General features: G+C 34.7%; 25 protein-coding genes. 9 read left to right on the plus strand and 16 right to left on the minus strand.

The window, feature by feature from the left end:
• Nucleotides 1-391: 391 nt before the first annotated feature.
• On the minus strand, nt 392-787 hold the full coding sequence (locus AC6EI0_RS05130; RefSeq protein WP_498523355.1) for a hypothetical protein: 396 nt from the start codon (nt 785-787) through the stop codon (nt 392-394).
• A 220-nt stretch (nt 788-1,007) separates the two neighbouring features.
• Here AC6EI0_RS05130 and AC6EI0_RS05135 point away from each other — a divergent pair, with 220 nt between their 5' ends.
• Complete coding sequence (locus tag AC6EI0_RS05135) at nt 1,008-1,487, plus strand: DUF2214 family protein (protein ID WP_498523356.1); 480 nt, start codon at nt 1,008-1,010, stop codon at nt 1,485-1,487.
• 80 nt (nt 1,488-1,567) lie between these two features.
• Here the strand turns inward: AC6EI0_RS05135 and AC6EI0_RS05140 are convergent, their stop codons facing one another.
• From AC6EI0_RS05140 to AC6EI0_RS05180, 9 genes are all read right to left on the minus strand, one after another.
• On the minus strand, nt 1,568-2,746 hold the full coding sequence (locus tag AC6EI0_RS05140) for a polysaccharide biosynthesis/export family protein (RefSeq protein WP_498523357.1): 1,179 nt from the start codon (nt 2,744-2,746) through the stop codon (nt 1,568-1,570).
• A gap of 65 nt (nt 2,747-2,811) precedes the next feature.
• On the minus strand, nt 2,812-4,503 hold the full coding sequence (locus tag AC6EI0_RS05145; protein WP_498523358.1) for a GumC family protein: 1,692 nt from the start codon (nt 4,501-4,503) through the stop codon (nt 2,812-2,814).
• A 188-nt stretch (nt 4,504-4,691) separates the two neighbouring features.
• Complete coding sequence (gene galE, locus AC6EI0_RS05150) at nt 4,692-5,735, minus strand: UDP-glucose 4-epimerase GalE (RefSeq protein WP_498523359.1); 1,044 nt, start codon at nt 5,733-5,735, stop codon at nt 4,692-4,694.
• 1,740 nt (nt 5,736-7,475) lie between these two features.
• Entirely contained in the window at nt 7,476-8,084 is a 609-nt protein-coding gene (lexA, locus tag AC6EI0_RS05155; RefSeq protein ID WP_498523360.1) for a transcriptional repressor LexA, read from the minus strand.
• A 65-nt stretch (nt 8,085-8,149) separates the two neighbouring features.
• Nucleotides 8,150-9,106 (minus strand): ornithine carbamoyltransferase, encoded by a 957-nt coding sequence (gene argF, locus AC6EI0_RS05160; protein ID WP_498523361.1) that lies wholly within the window; start codon nt 9,104-9,106, stop codon nt 8,150-8,152.
• A 45-nt stretch (nt 9,107-9,151) separates the two neighbouring features.
• Nucleotides 9,152-11,035: an ATP-dependent zinc metalloprotease FtsH gene (ftsH, locus tag AC6EI0_RS05165; protein ID WP_498523362.1), complete on the minus strand. Its 1,884-nt coding sequence runs from the start codon at nt 11,033-11,035 to the stop codon at nt 9,152-9,154.
• Nucleotides 11,036-11,140: 105 nt separating this feature from the next.
• Nucleotides 11,141-12,235 (minus strand): bifunctional diaminohydroxyphosphoribosylaminopyrimidine deaminase/5-amino-6-(5-phosphoribosylamino)uracil reductase RibD, encoded by a 1,095-nt coding sequence (gene ribD / locus AC6EI0_RS05170; RefSeq protein WP_498523503.1) that lies wholly within the window; start codon nt 12,233-12,235, stop codon nt 11,141-11,143.
• Nucleotides 12,236-12,237: 2 nt separating this feature from the next.
• Nucleotides 12,238-12,768 (minus strand): DUF3122 domain-containing protein, encoded by a 531-nt coding sequence (locus AC6EI0_RS05175; RefSeq protein WP_498523363.1) that lies wholly within the window; start codon nt 12,766-12,768, stop codon nt 12,238-12,240.
• A complete protein-coding gene (locus AC6EI0_RS05180) occupies nt 12,716-13,003 on the minus strand; it encodes a DUF8678 family protein (protein ID WP_498523364.1) in 288 nt (95 codons plus the stop codon). The genes AC6EI0_RS05175 and AC6EI0_RS05180 overlap by 53 nt, the downstream gene beginning before the upstream one ends.
• Before the next feature lie 98 nt (nt 13,004-13,101).
• Here AC6EI0_RS05180 and cbiE point away from each other — a divergent pair, with 98 nt between their 5' ends.
• Nucleotides 13,102-14,388, plus strand: a complete 1,287-nt coding sequence (gene cbiE, locus AC6EI0_RS05185; protein WP_498523365.1) for a precorrin-6y C5,15-methyltransferase (decarboxylating) subunit CbiE — start codon at nt 13,102-13,104, stop codon at nt 14,386-14,388.
• Between the two features lie 3 nt (nt 14,389-14,391).
• Here cbiE and AC6EI0_RS05190 read toward each other — a convergent pair whose 3' ends face one another.
• Both AC6EI0_RS05190 and pheS read right to left on the minus strand, forming a co-directional pair.
• Entirely contained in the window at nt 14,392-15,300 is a 909-nt protein-coding gene (locus AC6EI0_RS05190) for an NAD(+) kinase (RefSeq protein WP_498523366.1), read from the minus strand.
• A 96-nt stretch (nt 15,301-15,396) separates the two neighbouring features.
• Nucleotides 15,397-16,404 carry a phenylalanine--tRNA ligase subunit alpha gene (gene pheS, locus AC6EI0_RS05195; protein WP_498523367.1) on the minus strand — a complete coding sequence of 336 codons (1,008 nt, stop codon included), beginning with the start codon at nt 16,402-16,404 and terminating at the stop codon, nt 15,397-15,399.
• A 70-nt stretch (nt 16,405-16,474) separates the two neighbouring features.
• On the opposite strand from pheS, the gene surE reads away from it, so the two are divergent.
• Nucleotides 16,475-17,263, plus strand: a complete 789-nt coding sequence (gene surE, locus AC6EI0_RS05200; RefSeq protein ID WP_498523368.1) for a 5'/3'-nucleotidase SurE — start codon at nt 16,475-16,477, stop codon at nt 17,261-17,263.
• Between the two features lie 2 nt (nt 17,264-17,265).
• Here the strand turns inward: surE and AC6EI0_RS05205 are convergent, their stop codons facing one another.
• Nucleotides 17,266-17,829 (minus strand): DUF3611 family protein, encoded by a 564-nt coding sequence (locus AC6EI0_RS05205; RefSeq protein ID WP_498523369.1) that lies wholly within the window; start codon nt 17,827-17,829, stop codon nt 17,266-17,268.
• Nucleotides 17,830-17,856: 27 nt separating this feature from the next.
• Here AC6EI0_RS05205 and AC6EI0_RS05210 point away from each other — a divergent pair, with 27 nt between their 5' ends.
• From AC6EI0_RS05210 to AC6EI0_RS05235, 6 genes are all read left to right on the plus strand, one after another.
• A complete protein-coding gene (locus AC6EI0_RS05210; RefSeq protein WP_498523370.1) occupies nt 17,857-18,810 on the plus strand; it encodes a bifunctional riboflavin kinase/FAD synthetase in 954 nt (317 codons plus the stop codon).
• A 157-nt stretch (nt 18,811-18,967) separates the two neighbouring features.
• Nucleotides 18,968-20,014, plus strand: coding sequence for a thiamine phosphate synthase (locus AC6EI0_RS05215; RefSeq protein ID WP_498523371.1), 1,047 nt, complete (start codon nt 18,968-18,970; stop codon nt 20,012-20,014).
• Complete coding sequence (gene thiS / locus AC6EI0_RS05220) at nt 20,011-20,229, plus strand: sulfur carrier protein ThiS (RefSeq protein WP_498523372.1); 219 nt, start codon at nt 20,011-20,013, stop codon at nt 20,227-20,229. Before AC6EI0_RS05215 ends, thiS begins: the two co-directional genes overlap by 4 nt.
• 18 nt (nt 20,230-20,247) lie before the next feature.
• Nucleotides 20,248-21,213 carry a DUF1517 domain-containing protein gene (locus AC6EI0_RS05225; protein WP_498523373.1) on the plus strand — a complete coding sequence of 322 codons (966 nt, stop codon included), beginning with the start codon at nt 20,248-20,250 and terminating at the stop codon, nt 21,211-21,213.
• Nucleotides 21,214-21,340: 127 nt separating this feature from the next.
• Nucleotides 21,341-21,508, plus strand: a complete 168-nt coding sequence (locus AC6EI0_RS05230; RefSeq protein WP_498523375.1) for a DUF8633 family putative protein — start codon at nt 21,341-21,343, stop codon at nt 21,506-21,508.
• A 66-nt stretch (nt 21,509-21,574) separates the two neighbouring features.
• Nucleotides 21,575-21,712 (plus strand): hypothetical protein, encoded by a 138-nt coding sequence (locus AC6EI0_RS05235; protein ID WP_498523376.1) that lies wholly within the window; start codon nt 21,575-21,577, stop codon nt 21,710-21,712.
• Here the strand turns inward: AC6EI0_RS05235 and larB are convergent.
• From larB to trmD, 3 genes are all read right to left on the minus strand, one after another.
• Nucleotides 21,709-22,356, minus strand: a complete 648-nt coding sequence (larB, locus tag AC6EI0_RS05240) for a nickel pincer cofactor biosynthesis protein LarB (RefSeq protein ID WP_498523377.1) — start codon at nt 22,354-22,356, stop codon at nt 21,709-21,711. The genes AC6EI0_RS05235 and larB overlap by 4 nt on opposite strands.
• Nucleotides 22,357-22,358: 2 nt before the next feature.
• Nucleotides 22,359-22,724, minus strand: a complete 366-nt coding sequence (locus tag AC6EI0_RS05245) for a TIGR03792 family protein (protein ID WP_498523378.1) — start codon at nt 22,722-22,724, stop codon at nt 22,359-22,361.
• Between the two features lie 76 nt (nt 22,725-22,800).
• Nucleotides 22,801-24,027: a tRNA (guanosine(37)-N1)-methyltransferase TrmD gene (gene trmD / locus AC6EI0_RS05250; protein WP_498523379.1), complete on the minus strand. Its 1,227-nt coding sequence runs from the start codon at nt 24,025-24,027 to the stop codon at nt 22,801-22,803.
• Between the last annotated feature and the right edge of the window lie 4 nt (nt 24,028-24,031).

Raw genomic sequence — 24,031 nt, forward strand, 5'->3', positions numbered from 1 at the left:
AAATTAATTTCATTTTTTGTATTATATTTATTAAAAAAAGGACTAATGCCTTTAGTTATATAACTACTTTCTTCATAAATTATGAAGAATAAACTAAATAGTCTTAAGTAATATGAAATTTTACTGGAAAAACAAATAAATAATTTTTTATTCCTTAACGTAACAAATAATGCTGAAACAATAAAGAAAACCTGAATGAACTCAAACAATGACCTCTCATAATATTCAGGTAGGATTTTCAAATATAAATCAGATCCTGGAATCCCAAAAGAAACAATGAACAATAATATGATAAATAAAGATAAATGAATATTAATTTTTATTGTTTTCATGGAAAAAATAATACATTAACCATTTATCCATGAAGATAAAGAAAGTTAATTTTTTCTAATTAACTTTCTTTATAAAAAGATAAGTAAGATTCGGCAAAATCTTGAATATCTTTATCTTCGTATAAATCTATCTGATAGCCACAACCATTAACAACTGAATACGCTATTTTTTGAGAAAGTAATTCTTTATTTATATTTTTAAAGTCTTTCCTATTCTTGAAAATCTCTTTATTCTCTTTAAATGAGAACTTCATCGCACTTTCCTTGGAAAGACCAAAGCCAACTGAATTGCAAAATTTCTTAGTAAAATCTTTAGATATTTTTTCTATTAATCTAGAATCTTTGGAGTCTAGAGCGAAAACTTTTTCTGGGTGTCTAAAAAATAGGTTTATATTAAACACAAAAATAAAAAGAAGAAAGCCTAAAAAGAATTTATTTAGTTTCTGTCTGATCATTAAAGGGCTCCAATAGTAGTAAATTTATTTTTACGACGAAGAAAGCTGATCCTATCTTAGATTATTCCTCCTCTAAACCAATATTCCTTAAAGTATTGTTTCCTTTGAAGATTCAGGAATAGTTTTTACCCAACTAAAAAAGCAAAACCTATCCTAGTCTTGACAAGCGGTATATTAAAATTGCTACTAGGGTATAAAAAGACACTTTAAAAGGATTTTGATGGCTTTTTCATTTCCATCAGAGGTAATTAAAAATGCTTTTTTCGCGTATATCCATTATCTAAGCTTCATGATTTGTTTTGGTGCTTTGATATATGAACGAATTTCTTTAAAAGTTGCGCCTGATCGTAGAGAATCTATATCAATGATCATTGCAGATATAATTTATGGGATTGCAGGAGTAGCCCTTTTAGTAAGCGGGATTTATAGGGTTATCAAATTTGGTCAAGGTTCTGAGTTCTACACGCAAAATCCTATATTTTGGACAAAAATCGTAACTTTCGGTTTGGTTGGCTCATTATCACTTTATCCCACAATCACATATATTTTGTGGGCCATTCCCTTAAGTAAAGGGAGATTACCAAATGTAAGTGCAAAATTAGTTTCCCGATTAAGGCTAATATTAAATATTGAGCTTGTGGGTTTCGTATCTATTCCATTTTTAGCAACTTTAATGGCAAGAGGAATTGGATTATCCTGAGTATCAAGTTGAACAACAATTTTTTAATTTAAAATTACTTAAACCTATTTTACTTAGACATTTATAAGATTTATGATACTTTATTCAGTTAAAACTTTATAAAAACCATATGTAGTAAATATACTTTGAATTGGTGAAGTCAAATCAGATAGGACCTCAGTACTTATATTCAAAGGACTCTTACCAACATAAATTAAATCTCCATTTTTCAAGAAAGGGTTTTTATACGAGCCTCTTGGAGCCGATTTGGCTAATACAAATTTTCTTTGATCAATTGATCCATCATAGTTGTATCTTAAAAAGTTTACTTTTCCTTTCAAAAATTTTGTACCACCTCCTAATTGAAGTGCCTCTAATAAGACTGAACTTTTACTAACTGTTAGCGGACCGGGGTTTTCAACTCTACCACCAATATAAATATCAACAAATTTTGGATTTAAATTTGACCTTATAGCCTTAGATATCTCAGATAAAACAGGTCTATCATTTTTAGGAATAAATATCATATCGCCATCAAAAATGCGCACATTTTGAGAGTTGTCTTTTAAATCAAGTGTATCAATAAGATTTAATTTTGTGCCTATACGGCCACTACCATTAGAAATACTATTAACTCTAGTTATCCTAATATTTTTCATATCTGCATACTGTGTTACACCTTTACTTTTTCGAATTGCATCCATAAGAGAAGGGAAAAAAATATTATTTTGCTGAGAAAGTTTCATAGATGAACCTTCTAGATTTGCTTTAAGATTTTTTGCTTCATTGTTAATCACATTTTGCACAAAAGATGAAACTTCTAATGGACTACCTGAGCCTGCTAAAACATGCAAACCAGGCTCCTCAACTTCTCCATTTATATAAAATTTTACGGGTCTGTATTTAACTATTAATAATTCTACATTTGGTTCATTAACATATTTTTTATATTCATTATTCAAAATTTCTGTCAATTCAGCTATGGTCAAACCAGAAACATATATTCTATTCAATCTTTCAAGTCTAACAACCCCTTCACTATCAACAGTGACGGTTTTGTTTAAAGCTTCTGTATCTTCTAAAATCTTTACTTCTAATGTGTCTCCGGCTCCTAGAATATATGAAGAAGAATCTGGGAGCTGTCTTATATAATCTTTAGATGGCTTGTTAATATTTTGTTGAGCATAAACTTGCCTTGGTTTATATGAAACGCCTAATATTAAATAGTTTAATATTAAGAACTTTAGAGCTAAGATTTTATAACTTGAAAAGTTAATCATTGTACTATTAAAGATTTAGAGTTAGGAGTAGATAAAGAGAAAATCAATTGTATTTATCCATAATATTAGGTTTCTAAATTTATATTATTTAAAGCTAACAATCCCAATACTGATTTCTTTTGAAATAAAAGCTTTGTATTGGTATCTAATAATTCATCCCGTCTTGTTGTTCCAAGAGCTATTATTACAATTAAATTAGTGAATTTATTTGATTCGAGCAAGTCTTTCGTAACGATAAAATCACGATTCCCTAAAAATCCTTTGAATGATTTATTGAGCTGTTCAAGTAATGAATCATTAATTTTACCAATTGCAATTAAAGCCATACTTCCATTGACTTGCAAAAGTTGATTAGAGACTAATAAATTAAGTGATTGAGACCAAGATTTCTGATTATTTCCAGGTAATTCAACTAAGAAAGGCCAATTACCCAATGTCTCCAATTCAGATATTGAATAGATAATATTTTTTCTTTTTTCAGATATCACAGCTACTCCAGCTCCAAAAAAACTTCCTAAAAGAAGTCCCATAGCTACAATCTTTTTTCGATTGGGTGCTATTGGATAAGGAAGTAATGTGGGATTAGTAATTAGTTCCCAAGGTTCCTTACTTCGAGCCTTTTCTAATAAGAGAATCCTATTTTCATTCTCTAAATTATCAAGAGTAGATTGATCTTTTAAAGCATTACTTAAAAGCATTTTATATTTTATTAATATTCCATCTGGGCGTTCTGCTGCCTTCATTCGTGCTTGCGCATCTGCCCTTCTTGCATTCAAGAATCCAGTAACTTGTTTCTTAAGCAATTCAATAAGAAATGTTCTTTCTTCAATCAAGTCTTGAATTGTTCTATCATTCTCTTTATAAATAACACGTAACCTTGTTAGTTTCGTATCAATATTTTTCAAGTCATTAGATAAACCTAACATCTCAGGAATCGTTGAAGCATAATATATTATTTGATCATCCGATCTATCTTTTAGATTAGCAATTTGATCAAGCTGTTGATCTATAATTCTTATCTGATTTGCAGCCTCAACCTTAATAGTTTCAATATTAGTTTGATTTCGTTGGCTGGAATCAATTGTTGATTCGTCCTGCCTAATAACTAAATCTTCGTCAATAGCAAATTTCTGTGCTTTCCTAAGGGATTCAATACTTTTTATTTTGTATATATTTATTTGTTTCTTATAATAGTTTAAGCCTAATTCCAAACTTCTCAGTCTTTTCTTCTCCGCGAATCCTTGATAAGCTGAAGAAATCTTATTTAAGACGGGTAGGATAAGATCTTTATCTGTATCTTTATAAGAGAGGTTTAATATTGAAGTGCCTCTTTCAAGAGTTATATCTAAGGAATCACTTCGCCAATCTGTGAATCTTAACCTTTGCATGGAAGACTTACTTTTTTGAGTTTTTACAAATTCAAAAACATTCATCAAAACAGATGGGCTTTTTAAAATACCTATCTCAGTTTGTAGAGAATTATTTTTGGGTGATATGCCTACAAATCTTGCAAGTTGTTGATTAACAGAAGATGAAATAGGCGAGCTATTTTCGAGAACAATTTGGAATTCACCCTGCCAAACTCTTTTAGTGTTAAAAGCAATCAAACCACTAACAAATATCCCAAACAAACCAAATACCCCTATTAATTTTTTATTTCTCAATAAAGCACTAAATAATTGTTTTACATCAATTTCCTCTTCTGGACCTGCCTCTTCTTTTTCTTCTTGTAAAAAACGCTGCTGATTAGTATTCATTCCCTAGTCTAATTATTCTATCATTAAATTAAATTTTACTATATTTATAGCCCTAATCAAGAAAAAATAAACAGCTACTATTTTTTCATAGAAATTTACTAGTAGGGATTGCAGGAATATGAAATTAAACTTTTGATAAAAATACTCTTTCTACTCAACAAGATTAGAATTGCAAAAATTTAAATTTATTAATAACCTTTAGGATTTAATGATTGCCATCTCCAACCATCCAAACACATTTCTTCTAGGGATCTTTTTGGAGACCAACGTAAACTTGAAATAGCCAAGGTATTATCTGCAACTACTCTACAACAATCTCCTTGCCTTCTTGCAGTGAATTCTATAGGTATCTTTATCTTATTAACGCGCTCGAAAATATTAACAAGTTCTAAAACACTTGTCCCCAAGCCTGTTCCTAGATTCACAGTTATTATTTTATTTTCGCTCAAATATTTCAACGCAGAGATATGACCTTCTGCAAGATCCATTACATGGATATAGTCACGAATGGCTGTACCATCCTTGGTAGGCCAATCATTACCAAAAATATTTAATTTCTCAATCTTACCAGCAGCAACTTGTGTTAGGTATGGAAATATATTATTTGGGACCCCTAAAGGAGCCTCACCAATAAGACCTGAAGGATGAGCGCCTATGGGATTAAAGTAACGCAAATTAGCTATCCCCCATTGATTTTGATTGCTTAAATAAAGGTCAGTTAGAAATTGCTCTATCGCTACTTTTGTCTGCCCATATGCATTTATAGGCTTAATCTTTGAATTTTCCTTGAAAGATTTATTATTTGAATAACCATAGATAGTTGCACTACTACTAAATACTATTTTTTTACATTCATATCTATTCATTACTCTTAATAGAGTGATCGAACCATTTACATTTACATCCCAATAATTTAAAGGATTTAGGATTGATTCTTTAACAGATTTAAGACCCGCGAAATGTATAACAGCATTAATAGATTTACCTGATTTTTTATAATCTAAAAACAATTTATCTAGTAATTCTTCATCTCGAATATCTGCTTTGATAATTTCAAGGGGTAAATTTTGAATCTTCTTATTAAATTTTAATATTTCAATTACTCTATCAAGAGATTTCCTATTACTATTTACAAAAGAATCAACCACAACAACTTCATAACCTTTTTCAAGAAGTGCCAAGCAAGTATGACTGCCTATAAAACCAGCTCCTCCAGTAACTAAAATCTTCATCTAATTTTTATAGTAATTAATATAAAATTTTGCTGATTTAAAGGTATTAAATTCATTGTATGTCAAAAAGGTATATTCTACCAAACTTTGTAGTAAATCAGCATTTGTGAAAAGTGCCTTACCATCTCTATATAGTATTAGTTGCTTCTTCCTTATAGCTTTCATAACAAGATAATTCTCTAAAATGTGATTAAATTCAAGTTAATCGCATGATCTTGTTTTACTATATTAACTCTGCAAGGAGCCAAAGATGAAGAGTGATCCAGTTTAAGAAATTTTATTCATCATTAACAAAAGCATTCTTTTGACGACATATAATAACTCCTTGAACTATTTAATAAATATATGTAAAATAGATCTTTTTAAAATCAAAAGCTTTGTTTGGTTGTTTATCAAGAATAGATTCTTGATATAAATTAAGCATATCTAGCCTTACTTTGAACGACAAAATTTGTAATCCAAGGAAATCATTCTAATTTTTAATTAAAGATCTTTTAGATAAATCATTTATCTATTGCTCTTTACAACTTTCTCTAGATAAAGGGGTAAAGTCTAGGACCAGTGTCATCGCAAAATATGAATTGAACTAATGATATTTTTTAATACTATAAAGAAAGTTAAACTTTAATAACAATTACTTCTTAATTGATACATTAAAAATAATTATTACTAAAAGAGAAACTTTTAGGAATAAGCAATATTTTTAAAACTCCATCTTGAAAACAATATTAAATTAAAAGATTTTTTGTCCTTCTCGATTTCATTCCAAAAACTAGCTAAGGCGGCTTGTAAAAATATTTCAGATGTTTTCCAATTAATTAAAAAAAATGGCTTTCTTTTCTTGATCTTAGATTGACTTGCTGTAAATTCTTATAGTTTTTCTAGGTGAAAGCCTTATCGATTGTGAAATCATTGTCAAAAGATAGATGTTCTATCACAAAAATTCACATAAAAAGACAAGGGCGAACCTCTCTAAAAACAGAGTGAAACTTCATGTTAAGAGAGTAAATACCTCTCTTATGAGAGCTGAGGTATATGTTGATACTTTTCCACATTTTCCTCTTTTCCTCATATTACAAAAAGTTTTGTATGCGAATTTTGACAAGAACTTTGATTTGTATCAAGAGATACCAAGTGCCTGGAAACTATTGCAGCAACTATGTTTTGAAGTAAAACAAAGTTTTTTGTAATTAATCCACTTATTCAATTGGCATCGTTCCAGTTGAGTTTATTGGGGGACTATAAATTTTGTGGAAAAGTGGAAAAACCTAATGTTTAAGGATTGGAATGCTACATTTTTTTTAATATTGAAATTAAACCATTTAATCAAAAATCATGCTTAAAAACTTAAATAAAAACAGCCACATAAATTATTCTTATCTAGCTATTCTATCTACTCTTTCTATATTTTGCTATTTAGTTCCTATCCAAATAACTATAATTCCTTTTCAAGGTAATAAATTCATATAAAATTATAAATAGTTTCATTATCTTGAAAAGTTAAAGAAAGTTTTTATATTATTTAAGAAGATATATAAATAATTAATTTTTTCTTGCTAATCTTTATCAAAATTGAGGCTTCTTTAGAGCATATTAATTTACTCATAATATTTTCTCCATTAATTACAATAAAATAGGATTTATTGAGTTATTAAAATATAATCTAAAATTTATTAATAGCGAAGTTAACATAGAAAAACCTAATACTCTTAGAAAAATATTATTAATTTTTTAAGAGTATTAGGTTTTTCTCCAAACAGCAGCTAATTTTCCTTGAACATGAACTTGCTCAGCATCAATTTCTATAGGTTCATATGCTGTGTTTGCAGCTTCTAGGCGAACTAAGCTTCCATCACGAAAAAAATGTTTTAATGTAGTTCCCAATCCAGGCACCATTGCACTAACCACAGTTCCGTTTCTTAACCGAGAAGGATCATTAACTGGTTCCATCAACACTATATCTCCATCTGCAATATAAGAATCAATCATTGAATCTCCATTTACAGTCAAGGCAAAAAGTCCTTGTAATTGAAGAACTGAATTTAAATCAAGCGTTTCCTGAATATCATCAAAAGTTTCAACTAATCCTCCTGCAGCTATTGATCCCATAACAGGGACACCAGATATACTTTCCTCGATCAATTGAAGAGTTCTTGCCTGACCCTCTTGCCATTTTATCCAACCTTTTTCTTGCAAATGTCTTAATCGGCTTTGAATTGGTGCTGGAGATCTAAGGCCCATCGCTTGCATCATCTGCCTTATGGAAGGGCTATGGTGATTGTCGCTAATAAAACCTACAAGCCAGTCATAGAGTTCTTGCTGAGCAGTAGTTAGAGATTCGCCTGGCATTTAAACAGATCAAGTACATATGTGCTCCAATACATATGTACCTAATTTTTTTCTATAATGCAAGTCTAAAGACCTCCAAGCTGGACAGCTAGTAAAGCTTGCTGTATATGAAGACGGTTCTCAGCTTGATCAAAAACATAGCTTTTGCTACTTTCCAAAGCCTCTTCTGTAATTTCCTCTCCTCTATGAGCAGGCAAACAATGCAATAAAATTGCTTCCTCAGAGGCCGAATCTATTAATTTCTTATCAACTTTATACTTTTCAAAAATTTCTTTTCTTTTTACTTGCTCTTTCTCTTGGCCCATAGACGCCCAAACATCTGTATAAATCACCTGTGCACCTTGGACAGCTCTTGAAGGGTCATTGCAGATTGATATTTTCGAGCCAAGTTCAGAAAGGGATTTTGCCTTTTCTAAAATTTTAGATTCTGCTTCGAAGCCTTTTGGAGAACAAATTTTCACATTTACTCCCAACATTGATCCGCATAGCATTAGTGAATTTGCGACATTATTACCATCTCCGATATAAGTAAGATTGATTCCTTCAAGCACGCCAAATTTCTCTTGAATTGTTAAGTAGTCAGCAAGAGCTTGACAAGGATGTTCAAGGTCAGTCAAAGCATTAATAACTGGAATAGAAGACCACTTTGCATATTCTTCTAATTCTTGCTGAGAAAAAGTCCTAATTGCAAGTGCATCACAATATCTGCTTAAAACCCGCGCTGTATCTTTGATGGGTTCGCCTCTTCCAAGTTGAGAGACTTGAGGGTTCAAATCAACTATCTGCCCCCCAAGTCTTGCCATAGCTACTTGAAAACTAACTCTTGTCCTTGTAGAAGCTTTTTTAAATATTAGACCTAGGACTCTATTACCAAGATCTATTCTTCTAGTACCTGCTTTTAGTTGTTTTGCCAACTCAAATAGAGATAAGACTTGAATACCATTCAAGTCAGCAGATGAGAGAAAATTAGTTTTACTTAAAGCAGATAATTTGGCAGCTAATCCTAAAGATGCTGAAGCCATGCATAAGCCTCAAATATCCTTTATCGGGGATAAAGGATATAAAAGTCAAGTCTTTTGATTTAAAAGTTTTTCAGGCATAACACTGTTAGAAAGCATTTCTTTTAACTCATCCCCCTCTATTACTTCTTTCTCAAGGATTTTTTGAGAAATATTTTCCAATAAGGAAAGATTATTTTTAAGAATATTTAATGCGCTCTCATGTGCATCATCTACCAAACTTCTAACTTCTTTATCAATTGCCTGAGCGGTAGCATCACTCAACTCCCTTCTAGGGTTGTTATTACCACCGAGGAATTGTCCCCCTCCTTGCTTGTCATATGCCAAAGGTCCAAGAATCTCACTCATACCATAAGTTCCTACCATTTGTTCAGCCAGGTCAGTAGCTCTTTGGAGATCATTTGACGCCCCAGTTGTAATTTTTCCAAAAATAATCTCTTCAGCTGATCTACCACCCAGAAGAGTGGCTATTTGACCTTGCAAATCTTCTTTGGAATTTAGAAACCTTTCTTCAGTAGGTAGTTGAAGTGTATAGCCCAATGCACTCATACCTCTTGGAACAATTGATATTTTTGCAACTTTGCTACCACCAGGCATTAAATGTCCCACTATTGCATGACCAACCTCATGATATGCAACGATTTTTTTCTCATCATCTTGAAGAACACGACTTTTTTTCTCTAAACCAGCGACTACTCTTTCGATTGCTTCATTTAGGTCTTGTTGCTCGACAGATTGTCTCTTTCCTCTCGCAGCAAGGAGAGCTGCCTCATTGACCATATTTGCTAGATCAGCGCCAGCAAAGCCACTGGTTGCCTGAGCGATACGATCTAAATCGATCTCATTAGAAAGTTTTACTTTCTTTGTATAAATTTCTAAAATTGTTTTTCTTCCTGATAAATCTGGTCTATCCACAAGAACTTGTCTGTCAAATCTTCCCGGACGGAGCAAGGCTGCGTCTAAGACTTCAGGTTGGTTAGTAGCGGCTAAAACAATTACCGGTTTATCAGTTGAGGCAAATCCATCCATCTCAGTTAAAAGTTGGTTGAGAGTTTGCTCTCTCTCATCATTTCCGCCGACTACTCCCATTGAGCCGGATCTACTCTTACCGATAGCATCAAGCTCGTCGATAAAGATTATACAAGGAGCTTTTTTCTTGGCTTGCTCGAATAGATCTCTAACTCTTGCTGCACCCGCACCAACAAATAATTCTACAAATTCGGAACCAGATATGATAAAGAACGGGACTTCGGCTTCACCTGCTACTGCTTTTGATAAAAGGGTTTTTCCAGTACCAGGAGGACCGACTAATAATACACCTTTGGGAATTCTTGCACCAATATCAGTATATCTTTGAGGCTTTTTGAGAAAATCAACTATTTCTGTTAATTCGTCTTTAGCTTCATCTACACCAGCCACATCGTCAAAAGTAACTTTTGATTCATCATCAGGAACATATACTTTGGCCTTACTTTTAGTAAAACTGAGTGCACCCTGAGCTCCTCCACCTCCCATGCTTCTTCGAGCAAAAAATTGTAAAACAAGGATGAAAATCAAAGGTGGAACTACCCAACTTAAAATAGTTGTAAAAATATTTGGTTTTTTGGGAGGCGCAGCTGCAAACTCGACACCTTTTTTTTCTAATCTCTGAGGAAGATCCATATCGAAAATTGGAGTTGTAGCAAGAACTGACGGAGCTCCTTCCTCTGCTGTAGAAAGTTCGTATCTAATCTGATCTTGGGTTATGTAAGCGCGTTTAACCTCCCCATCATCAACTTGATTGATAAATAAGGAGTATGGAACTCTGGGAACTTGTGTGTTGGAGCTTGGGAAAAAGCTGCTGAAAAGAAGAAGTGCCCCGAAACCTATGAGAACTAAATTAATTATTCCAAAACGTCTATTGGGTTGATTCTCATCCTGTCGTATTGGCATTAGCAAAAACTTTACTTACACCAAGTTAAACAACTTTCATACCAAATCGAAATTTTTTACTGGAGGGAGATCCGAACGAATATCTATTTAAAAAAAATTAAGGCCCTAAAAAAACAGTCTCCAACAAAGGTCTTCTCCTTTTTGTTCTAAATGAGAATGTTGCAATTTGTAGGTGGAATCTATTGATTGAAATCCAAAACTATTGAGAGGACTCATTGCAGACTTACCTCCTATGAGTTTTGGTGCCACAAAAACTATTAGTTCCTGAACACAATTAGCCTCTATAGCACTTGTAGCCAATAGAGGACCACATTCCCAGAGGATTTTATTACAACCTTTTTGCGAAAGTGCAGTCATCAATTCGGATGGATCATCCGAATTGAGTCTTAATTTTTCTGGACCATCTGGCAAATCAGAAAAAAAAGCTTCATCCCCCTCTGGCCCATAGGCAATAATGGTCTTAGCGATTTTTGTATCCCAAAGTTTTGCAGAATGAGGCAATTCCAGAGTTCTAGAAAAAACAACCCTCAAAGGTTCAAGATTTGATTTTCCCCTTGAAGTCAAAAGAGGATTATCACTTCGAACTGTTCCTCCTCCAACAATTACTGCATCACATTTTGATCTGATTTGATGAACAGAATTCCTAGAATGACAGCTCGTAATCCACTTGCTTCTCCCATTTGGTAATCCAATTCTTCCATCCAAGCTCATGGCCCATTTGAGAATTCCCCAAGGGCGGCCATTACGCACTCGAAAACTAAAATCGCGGTTAATGAATTCACATTCTTGATTTAAAACGCCCTGAATCACTTCAAGCCCGCAGTCTCTCAATCTTGAAATCCCCTCACCTGAGACTCTTGGATCTGGATCAACCATCCCAATAACAACTTTTTTCAACCCCGCATTTATTATTGCTTCTGTGCAAGGGGGTGTTAAACCATGATGACAACAAGGTTCTAAAGTTACAATAATCGTTCCATTTACCGATTTCTCTCCAGCTTGAGTAAGTGCTTCAATCTCAGCATGAGGGTTGCCTGCGCCTGTATGAAATCCCTCTCCAACAAGTCTTCCGCACGAGTCCAACAGAACTGCTCCTACAAGAGGGTTTGGGCTTGTTCTACCCTCTGCTAACAAAGCCAATTGAATTGCACGTCTCATCCATGGCACCCATATTTTTAGATTCTCTGGCAAATTAATCATTTTTATTTTGTTAGTGATCTCCATTCACTTACCAAGTATGGCGGTATTGGTAATTCATTTATCAACCCAGGCAATTTGAGTCTCAAAGGTCTATTTTTGTCCAAGTCTGAAATCAAAGGACTTATATCGAATTCTGCGGCAGAATCATTCAAAATTTCAACGTTGGTTTTATTATTTTTTGTTGTGTCTTTTAAATTCCAAGACTTCCTACCTGAATTAATTATCAAATCAGTTGGATGATCGATCCTTAATGAGCCTGGATAGCCAACAATTCTTAGTATCAATTTGGTGGAATCATTTAAGTTTGGATAGACAATAAGTTGCCAAGTTTGGTAATCCAAGTCTTTGAGGCTCTCTAAGCTTCTTTTAATCTCTTTTTTCTGATTATTAAAAGAAACTTTTGAATCTGCACAACTTTTAGATGGGCTAGTAAATAAAAAACAACAAATTAAAAGGCAAGAAATTATCAAACGAAATAAATCACGAAATCCTTGCATCACTAATGTTGCAATCTTCTGATTCAAGTAATGCATCTAATGCTATTGCTGAGCGAACGAGTGACTGATATTTCCTAATGATACGTTGATTACGTTCAACTATTTTGGAGGGATCATATTTTTTTGATTGCTTAATAGAATTTTCAAATACTTGAACATCATCATCCATTAATTCTAAATCTTTTTGCTGCTTAATCAATGCTATCAAAATTTCATGCAGTCGGGATCTTCGGTTTAAGTGCTCCTCAGCTTGATTTTTTTTAAGATTCACAAAACTTTTTAAACTCACTACTAAAGTTTTAGTTGATTTTCATCCCAAAAATAGTAAAGCTATAAAAAAAAGAAATTTCACGTCCATTTTTTTAAACCATGGCTAACGAGTCAATTCAGATAAACGTAATAGGAATTGATACTTCAAATGTTGAAAATGTCTTTGAAACCAAAAAAAAAATAATTTTTAACTCTGAGAGAATCACTGGTCCAAAAAGAATTTTAGATTCATTCAAAAATTGGTTAAAGGATAAAAATATAAATAATCATAAGTTTGAATTCATTGAAACTGACAAACTAAATAACTTCATAGCAATATTAAAAAAGGAAGAGAGAAAAACAATTGTTTTTTCTGGTGGTGATCCTCTTTGGTTTGGTATTGGTAGATTATTAATACAAAACTTTCCTTTATCAAAACTCAATTTTGAGCCAGCTGCTACAAGTTTCCAATTAGCCTTTTCACGCCTTGGTAAACCTTGGCAAAATACAAAATGGATCAGTCTTCATGGCAGAGACCCTCTACCATTTGAGAGAGCAATTAAAAAGCTTCCTTCTTCACTTGTGGTTTTAACTGACTCAAGTAGAGAGGGGGGCAAGGAAGTTTATAGATTACTTCAGTCATTAGAACTTGAAGGGAAATATGAATTTTGGACTTTTGAGAGGCTTGGCTATAAAAATGAAAGAATCACAAAAATAGATTCAATTAAGGACTTTCCAAAGGATATAGATCCGTTGCATCTTGTTATTCTTTTTGAAAAAGAAGAGCAAGAAATAAGTCCAAAAGATTTGCCTTTATTTGGAATTGAAGATTCAGTTTTTCTACAAAATCCTGACTGTCCTGGGTTGATGACAAAAAGAGAAGTTAGAGTTCAAATTCTTGCTGATCTTAATCTCCCAAACCAAGGAGTAATTTGGGACATAGGTAGTGGAGTAGGAAGCATTGGTTTAGAGGCATTAAGAATATCTCCAAATCTAAAATTAGTATCAATTGATAAAAGGATTGGAAGCAAGAATATTATTCAAGAGAACGCAAAAAGAACAGGGGTAAATCCATCTTTAATAATCGAAGATGAAATATTAAATGTATTCAACAAAAAGAAAATTTTACCTAATCTTTTACATCCAGATAGAGTTATAATAGGTGGTGGTGGATCAAGCTCAGGTTTAATTGTTGAAGAAGTATTAAAGCTAGTAAAAAATGCTTGTATATTAGTAATACCAATAATTTCATTAAAATCTATATCAAAATTAGAGTCGATATTAAGGCCTAAAGTTCACAAGTTATCTATCAGTCAACATCAATCATATAGAGGTGTAAATATCGGAGAGGATTTAAGATTATCTCCTTTAAACCCTGTTTTCATTTTGAAAGGTGAAATCCAATAATTCTTATCTCTTATCAGGCTTTGCAACGTGTGGTAGACCCCATCCTAATTTATTTCTAAGAACTTCAAAGAATTCATGATCTGAAAGTCTAATAAATTTAACTGGATGATCACTTTTCCTAATCAAAACTCGGTCCTCTGGCCACACATAACAACCTGCACTCCCATCAACAACCATCATCAATCGTTCTGGAGTAGCAGGGAATACTGTTACTGGCTCTTCATCACTGAATACAAGAGCTCTTGATGCAAGCGAGTGTGGAGATATCGGGGTAAGTTGCAAAACCGGACAATCAGGAGTAATTACTGGTCCCCCCGCACTAAGTGAGTAAGCAGTTGAGCCTGTAGGAGTAGAGAGAATTACACCATCTGCAGAAATATCTACAGGAGCATGTCGGCCAACAGAAATCTCAAAATGACACATGCTTGTCATAGGTTCTCTGTGCAATGCCATTTCATTTAGACAAAGGGCTTCCCATCGACATTGATCTCCTCTCATAACACTTACAACTAGACTGGTTCTTTCCTCAATATTCCATTGTCTTGAAGTTAGATGTTTGAAAATTTTATCTATATCAGAAAGGTAGGCTTCAGCTAAAAAGCCTAAATGTCCTGTATTAATGGTGAGGATAGGAATTCCCATAGGTGCAGTTTGTCTTGCTGCAGATAAAACAGTGCCATCACCACCTAATACAACTGCAAGCAAAATTGAAGAATCAAAACCATCAGGGATACAAGAGTTATATCCTTGTGAACTCATATATTGATCAGGGTTCGCAAAACCTAATAAACCACCTGAGCTGCTAACTCTGATAACTTCAAAGCCACAATCCTCCAATCTTTTCTGAAAAGTTTTTGCTGTCTTGACAGCAAGATCTTTCCCGTCATTAACGATCAGTCCTACTCGGGGCACCGATCATACTTACAAACAATTTGTCGATACTAGCAATTAAATTGTGAATAATATTTATTTAATACAATAAAAATTTAATTCTAAAAAAACTTAAATTTAAAATTGTTCTAAAAATCTCAGATCACTTGTATATAACTTTCGTATATCGTTTACACCATGCCTGACCATACAAAATCTCTCAACTCCAAGTCCAGCAGCAAAACCACTATATTTTTCTGAATCAATTCCTAATCCTTCTAAAACAGCTGGATCAACCATTCCACAACCCATAACTTCTAACCATTTTCCTCTCCATTGAACATCAACCTCCGCGGATGGTTCTGTAAATGGAAAATAACTAGCTCTGAAACGAATAGGTAAATCTCCAAAAAACGCTTTTAAGAATGCCATTACTGTTCCCCTCAAATGGCTAAAATTTATATCTTCGTCAATTGCTAATACCTCTATTTGATGAAAGACAGGAGAATGAGTCGCATCAACAGCATCTCTTCGATACACCCGACCAGGTGAAACGATCCTTACAGGGGGCTTATTACTTTCAAGACAACGAATCTGAACAGGGGAAGTATGAGTTCTTAAAAGATATTCACCTCCTAAATAAAAAGTATCTTGCATATCTCTAGCAGGATGGTCGGGCGGTATATTTAGTGCTTCAAAATTGTAGTAATCATTTTCTATCTCAGGACCTTCGGAAACTTGATATCCAAGACCCAAAAAAAGATCAATTATTTGCTCAGTAGTTGTTATTAAAGGGTGCCGATGTCCTTGAGAAATACCACTTGGAGGGGCTGTAACATCTATAGTTTCTTTTATTAATATCTGATTTAGAGCTTGAGCTTTTAAGATTTCAAGTTTTTCCTTTATTAATTCTTGCAATTGTGTTTTTAACACGTTCGCTCTTTGACCAATTAAAGGTCTTTCCTCATTTGAAAGATTTTTCATTCCTCCCAATAGAAGTGAAAGTTTCCCTTTTTTTCCTAGAAAACCCAACCTCAATCTCTCTATTGATTCAGAACTTTCAGCTGCAGCAATCTCTTTTGCAGCCTCGTTTTCTAAAGTATCAAGCTCATTAGTGAGCTGTTTTAGGGATGATGTTGAACTCAATTAATTCCAATCTCGGGTATTAGTTTAATCGGCAACCAGTCCAAGTTCTAAAAAAACCAATAACTAAACAATGAAACCATTGAGAATTTTAATTAGTAATGATGATGGAGTTTTTGCAGAAGGGATAAGAACACTTGCCTTATCTGCAGCGAGCAGAGGGCATAAAGTTACTGTTGTTTGTCCAGATCAAGAAAGATCAGCAACTGGACATGGATTAACCTTACATTCGCCAATACGAGCTGAAAAAGCGGACGAATTGTTTGGAGAAGGTATTAAGGCTTGGGGCTGTAGCGGCACTCCCGCTGATTGCGTAAAACTCGCACTTAATGAAATCCTTGATCAAAAGCCAGATTTAATCCTTTCTGGAATAAATCATGGGCCAAATCTTGGTACGGATATTTTTTGCTCAGGGACTGTTGCAGCGGCACTTGAGGGGACTTTAGATGGAATACCCTCAATTGCAGTGAGCATCGCAAGTTTTCAATGGAAAAATTTTAGTTTTGCTGGAAAACTAGCCTTAGATATCGCGGAGAAAGCACTTGAACAAAGTTGGCCAAAAAACTTACTTCTAAATTTAAACATTCCTCCTTGTGAAGAAAAAGAAATGCGGAATCTGGTTTGGACAAGACTTTCAATAAGACAATACGAAGAGCAATTCATTCGTCGAGCAGATCCAAGAGGGAACACCTATTTTTGGATGGCTGGCGAGGCTGTAAAAGATCTTCAATCAGCTGGAGAAGGACCTCAAGACTGGCCAAGCGACGTATCTCAAATAGCGTTACTCTCTCCTTCTTTAACCCCTATTCAACCTGATCTTTTTTGGAGAGGTGATTTAGATGATTTACCAAAACTCATATAAACTCAGTTTTTCCTAAAAATCCTCTGTAACAACCACAAAGAAAAAATCAAACCTATTAAGTGAGCAAATAAAACTTGTGTATTACTTAAAACAGAGAGCATTTCTAAAGAGGTAATTGGATAATTTTCCATTGCCCTCATCCCTGCACCTATGGATATTCCAGGAGCTTGCATTGAGGCTTGAACAAATAAAGCACCTGCCAAGGATTGATATCCAACCGACGAAAAAACTAATCCCACCAAATCGACAATTAAACCTCTCTTCAGTAATCGGCTTGTTTCTCCTCTGCCTGGTCTTGCCTCACTATCTAGAGCTCTTCCAGTCTTTACAATTAACCATCCCTGCCAAAGGCTAAACAGTAATAAGATAAAAGCCAATGTCGTGAGAGACAAACCTGGACCTAGTCCCAATGCTCGCTCTGAGTTTCTAGCTAAACTACTTCCAACATTGTTGAACAACAAAACGCCCACTACTACGACACCCAAAATTGTTTGAATCCAAAAACGAATCCAACCAATTCTTCTCATTCCCAAAGAAAGCAATTGAAAGTCACGTTGATCTGCCATCACGATGAATAAGGCGATAGTCCAAATTTGCCATCTAAGCACAAAAATTGCACGCTTATCTTGATCCCTCTCTATGCTCCTGAAAACGCGAAACTACCCACTGCACTGGCTTTGGGTAGTTTCGATGGCCTACATTTAGGTCATAAAAAAGTAATAAAAGCTGTCTTAAAAGAACCTATTGGGATACCAACGGTTGTGAGCTTCTGGCCTCACCCACGCGAAATTCTTTTTGGAGAATCAAGATTAAGATTAGATTTACCAAATGAGAAAACATCTTTACTCGAGCCACTTGGAATAGAGCAATTAGTTTTAGTTCCATTCAATAAAACTCTTGCTTCTAAAAGTGCTGAGACATTTATAAATGAAATTCTTGTGAAGACTCTTCAAGCTAAACACATATCAGTTGGGGAAAATTTTAGGTTTGGTCGTAATAGAGAAGGTGATGTTTCTACTCTGAAGAGAATTGGAGCATCTCTGGGAATCAAAGTTTCCATCATTCCAATTCTTGAAGATAATGATGGAAGACTAAGTAGTAGCAGGATACGCAAAGCACTGAAAGAAGGTGATTTAAAACATGCCAAATACTTATTAAACCGTCCGTATAGCTTCACCGGGACGGTAGAGAAAGGTAGAGGGTTAGGTAAAAAAATTGGATGGCCAACTGCAAATTTAAAAATAGATGGGCGAAAATTTCTTCCATCATTGGGGGTTTATGCAGCCTGGGCTTCCATAGAGAACAAAAAAGAACGATTCACAGCTGTTATGAATATGGGACCTCAACCTACTATTGATCCAAACTCATTATCAGTCGTAGAAGTTCATTTTCTAGATAAAGAAATCAACCTATTAGGGAAAAAATTAATTATTGAGCCTGTCCAAAGAATTAGACCTCAAAGAAAGTTTGAGAGCATTGAAGCACTTAGCAGACAAATAAGTTTAGATGCATCATTAGCAAAAGAAATTTTGGCGAGCGACACCTAAATTTAGTTAATTACGGGATAAGCATTAGATAATCCCCACACAACAAATAAACCGATGCCCCCTAACAAAAAAACACCCCAAACAAGCACTGTCATATTGTTCTCAGAATCATTTTCCACAATAAAATTTAAATACATATCATCTAATAAAGGATGACATGAAATCAATGCCTGTCACCCCTCCATCTAATAATCGTATTGCTCAATTGATTGACGCGAACCTCGATCGAGCTAGAGAGGGGCTTCGAGTTATGGAAGATTGGTGCAGGTTTGGGCTAAAGAGAAGTGATTTTTCTATTCAAATCAAAGATTGGAGGCAACAATTAGGAGTCCATCACCACAATATTTATCGAAAAGCAAGACTTACATCCAATGACCCCGCAATGGGGGTTTCACATCCGTTACAAAAAGGGAGAACAACCCCAGAGGCTGTATTTATTGCAAACTCATCCCGGGTTCAAGAAGCCTTGAGAGTAATAGAGGAATTCACTCGAATAACAGATCCGAATCTTTGTGAAATAGCCACAAAAATTAGATATGAAACTTATGAGATCGAGATAAAAGTGCTTAATATGACAGAAGGTATAGACAAAAGACAAACCTTAAAAAATTGTTCCTTATATTTAATTACCACAAACAGGAGAGATCTCGAAGAGGTTGTTCTTCAAGCCCTAAAAGCAGGCGTAAAAATAGTTCAATACAGAGAGAAATTTTTACACGACAATGAAAAAATTTCTCAAGCTAAATGCTTAGCATCTCTTTGCAAAGAATACAATTCATTATTTGTAGTCAATGACCGTATCGATATAGCACTTGCTGTTGACGCAGATGGAATTCATTTAGGGCAAGAAGACATACCAACAAAAATCGCGAGAGACCTCATAGGATCTGAAAAGATCATTGGCCGAAGCACACACTGCATTGAAGACATAAAAGATGCCGAAGATGAGGGCTGTGACTATATTGGTATAGGCCCTATTTTCCCTTCTAAAACAAAAAAACAACTAAACCCTATTGGAATTGACTACCTATCAAAGGGATTAAGCAAAACTCTCCTACCTGCATTTGCTATTGGTGGAATCAATAGCTCAAACATTAACAAAATAAACCATATAAATAATCTACGCATCGCCGTTTCAGATGCAATCATTAACTCTAATGACCCATTCTTAAAAACTGAAGAACTTCTCAAATTCCTAACATGAACTTAAAAATCAACGGCGAAATAAAAACCATTGAAGAATCTAACGAAGAAATTCTGCTGGAAGAATTACTTGAACGCTATGGCTTCAAACCTCAATTGGTTGTGGTTGAGTTAAATGGTGCAATTATTAATCCAAAAGATTGGATAAGTACAAAAATAAAAAATGGCGATTGCTTAGAGGTTGTAACAATTGTTGGTGGAGGTTCCTACAGTTAATTAATCCTGAATAAATAAGTGTTCAAAACTATTCGCTTTAACTGGATCAAAAGAAAACAGATTTTTTCTCTTCTGATTGTTTCGACAATAATCTTCTCTTCTTTCTTTACCTATCCCAACACTGCAGCAGCAGCGAGTGGAGGACGAATAGGCGGAGGAAGTTTTCAGACACCTTCTTCGCCACAGAGGCAAAATTACGGAGGTTATGGAGGCAATAACTTTAGAGGTTATGGAAGTGGCTATAGAGGCGGTGGTATTGGCTTCCCTTTCTTACTGCCGATATTTGGCTTTGGTGGTGGTGGAATTTTTGGGTTTTTAATACTTATGTCAATCGTTGGTGTGATTGTTAATTCAGTTAAAAACACTTCAAGTTTTTCCAACCCAAGCAATAATTCAATTGTTTCTCAATCAGCAAATCCATCCAAAGTATCTTTGATACAGTTTCAGATTGGTTTATTAGCAAGTGCAAAGGAGATTCAAATAAAGCTTAGAGAGCTAGCGTCCCAAGCTAACACCTCAACTTCATCTGGTCTTCAAAGAATTCTTCAGGACACAACTCTCTCCCTACTGAGGAAGCCTGAGCTGTGGGTCTATTCAAATATAGAGACAGGCACCGTTCCATTTGCCTCAGCAGAATCAACATTTAATCGGATATCAATAACTGAAAGAAGTAAGTTAAAAGCAGAACTCACGTCAAACTTCTCAGGTCAAATAAGTAAATCAACAAACAATGAATCCAATCCTGGTGATTCTGATCTAACAAATGAATACATCGCAATTACTATCCTTGTAGCGACCAAAAAGAACTTAAAACTAAACAACTCACCTAACAACGAACAAATTACAGACGCTTTGAGAGTAATTGGGTCAATACCATCAAACGAACTAATCGCTTTAGAAGTTATCTGGCAACCCGACGGAGAAGGAGAGACCTTGAGAGAAGAAGAGCTAATTACTCAATACCCAAATCTTAAACATTTATAAAGTCAGTACGCAAAGCAACCAAAACCTTGATTTCTTTATATTTTTTTCATCTTATTTACGTAAACAAGCGTCAAAAAACATACAAATAACAGTTAGCATTCCGTGACAGTTATTCATAGAAATAGACGTGTCGGCTTCTTCGCAACCTGAACCCCGCTCAATGAAATGGGAAAGCTCTGGGGAGCTTGCTCAAAGAGATTTATCAGAATTAGTTACTCGTCTTCTCGATGTTGAATCCAGCAACAATAGTGATGAGTTGACAAGACTTGGTAGCAAATATGACGAAGATTCTTAAGACCATTAATTTGCTCTTGCGCTCCGTGAGTTGTTAGCACAACTTAGGAGAAAGAAAAAACTTTTAATGAGAAGAAAAACTATTCAATGGATAAACACCCCTGTTATTACTGAAGCGATCTTCCGATATGAGAAAGGTTTACTTCCAAATTCAATGAAATTATGGTTAGAACAAGTCCTAGAAATAGACTCACATAAAGATTAGGCTTGCAAGATTCTAATTGCAGCCATCGCAGCGCCATAACCATTATCAATATTTACCACCAATAATCCTGGAGCACAACTTGCAAGCATCCCCTCCATAGCGGTTTTACCACCACCACTAATGCCATATCCAACTGAGACAGGAAGTCCGATAATTGGCTGAGGTATTAATCCTGCGAGCACCGTAGGCAAAGCCCCCTCCATGCCTGCACAAGCAATCACTACTTTTGCTAACTTTATTTCTTCAAGTCTATTTAGCAGCCTGTGAAGTCCTGCTACACCAACATCAATCAATAATTTTGTTTTTATTCCATGCACATTCAAAGCTATTTCAGCCTCTGACGCCACTCCAGCATCACTTGTTCCTCCGGTCAAAATAATTACTTCTTCTTTTGAGGAACTAGATTTCTTAAACTTCCCCATAGTCAAACAACCCGATCTTTCATGAAATTCAGCAGAAGGAAATTCAACTAAAAGTTTTTCTGCTTTCTCTTTGGAAAGTCTTGTGACTAAAGCAGTTTCAGACTCAAGTTGATATTTATTCAATATTTTAGAAATTTGTTCAATTGTTTTGTGCTCCCCCCATATGGCCTCAATTACACCCAGTCGACTTTGCCTCTGAAAATCAATAATTGATTCACTCATATTTACTCAGGATTTAATTCCCCTTCAAAAATCAATGGGAAAGGATTTCCACTGCTTACACCTGTTTCCTCTCTGGCAATCTTTTCGAAATCCTGCTGGACAAGATTTATCTCTGTCTGAGAGATATTTTTCCAAACTTCTCTTGATTCCCAACCAATCAATAAAGTTGCTTCTTCAACCTTAGGATCCCAAAAAAGCTGGCGTCCTAAAAAACCATTTTGTTTCAACAACCATGGCTCCCAACTTCCTTCTTCAGCTTTTAGCCAAGCATATTTATATTTTTTTGGAACATCAAGCTTGAGGTGCTCGACAATAGATTCCTTTGGGAAATTCACTTTCAATAAAGACTCAGCTTGAATATCTTTCACGTTTCCAAAAATAGTAGATAGAAAAATCAAACACAGAAAAAGGAACCTAAATATTTTTTCAATAAAATTTTTCTTTCTATTTTTCTTCATTTCTTTGCATCAAAACAACTGCATGGCAACATATACCTTCCTCTCTTCCCTCAGCACCTAATTTCTCATTTGTAGTTGCTTTAACTCCTACATCATCAATGTTAACTCCTATTTTCTTAGAAATTTTCTCTTTCATTAAGTCAATATAAGGTTTTAATTTTGGCCTTTCAGCGACAATGACTGAGTCAATATTTTGAATTTGCCAACCTTTCTTCTCAATTAATTCCATTACTTGTTCAAGAAGAATCAAACTATCTGCATTTTTCCATTTAGGGTCTTCTGGAGGGAAATACTTTCCAATATCACCCAAAGATAATGCCCCTAGTATGGCATCCATAATTGCATGAGTAAGAACATCCGCATCACTATGTCCATCAAGGCCTAAGCCTTCAGGATGATTTAACTTAACACCGCCAAGTATTAAAGGTCGACCAGGTACCAATCGGTGCATGTCATAACCGTTGCCTATTCGTAAGCTCACTTCAGGTCTCAATAATGAACTCCTAGTATTGAATGATAATTGGTCGTGCTTCCAAAGTTTGAACAAATCGGGTCTACGGGACTGTGTCCTGATTTCTCTTTGCTTCTGCCTCCATTCTTTAATTAATTTATGGTTACCACTTAGAAGGACCTCAGGAACTTTAATACCTTTGAATTCTGAGGGTCGAGTGTATTGCGGATGTTCTAAAAGAAAATCATTATGACTTTCTTCTTCTAACGATTCGGCACTGCCTAAAGTTCCAGGCAAAAGACGTACTACTCCATTAATAACAGTTACTGCAGGAATTTCTCCACCGGTAAGAACAAAGTCTCCAATTGAAATTTCTTCATCAGCAAGAGATCGAATCCTTTCATCAAATCCCTCATAGCTACCACATATCAATATGAGTTGATCTTCTTTTGTCCATCTAGAAAAATCAGACTGAGATATTTTTTTCCCTTGTGGAGTCATTAAAAGTATCCTTTTTTTATTAAGTTTTGGGATCTGATCTAGTACCGAAAAATAAGGTTCGGGCTTCAAGACCATTCCAGCGCCTCCGCCGTAGGGTTCATCATCAACTTTTCGATAATTATCTATTGCATGGTCACGTGGATTGTGTATGTGAATTGATGCGATATTCTCTTCAAATGCCTTTTTTATAAGTCCATGATTAAAAAAATTTTTAAATGCTTCTGGGAAAAGACTTACTACATCGAACCTCAATTTACTCATATGA

The organism is Prochlorococcus sp. G5PB11 (genome assembly GCF_059772425.1).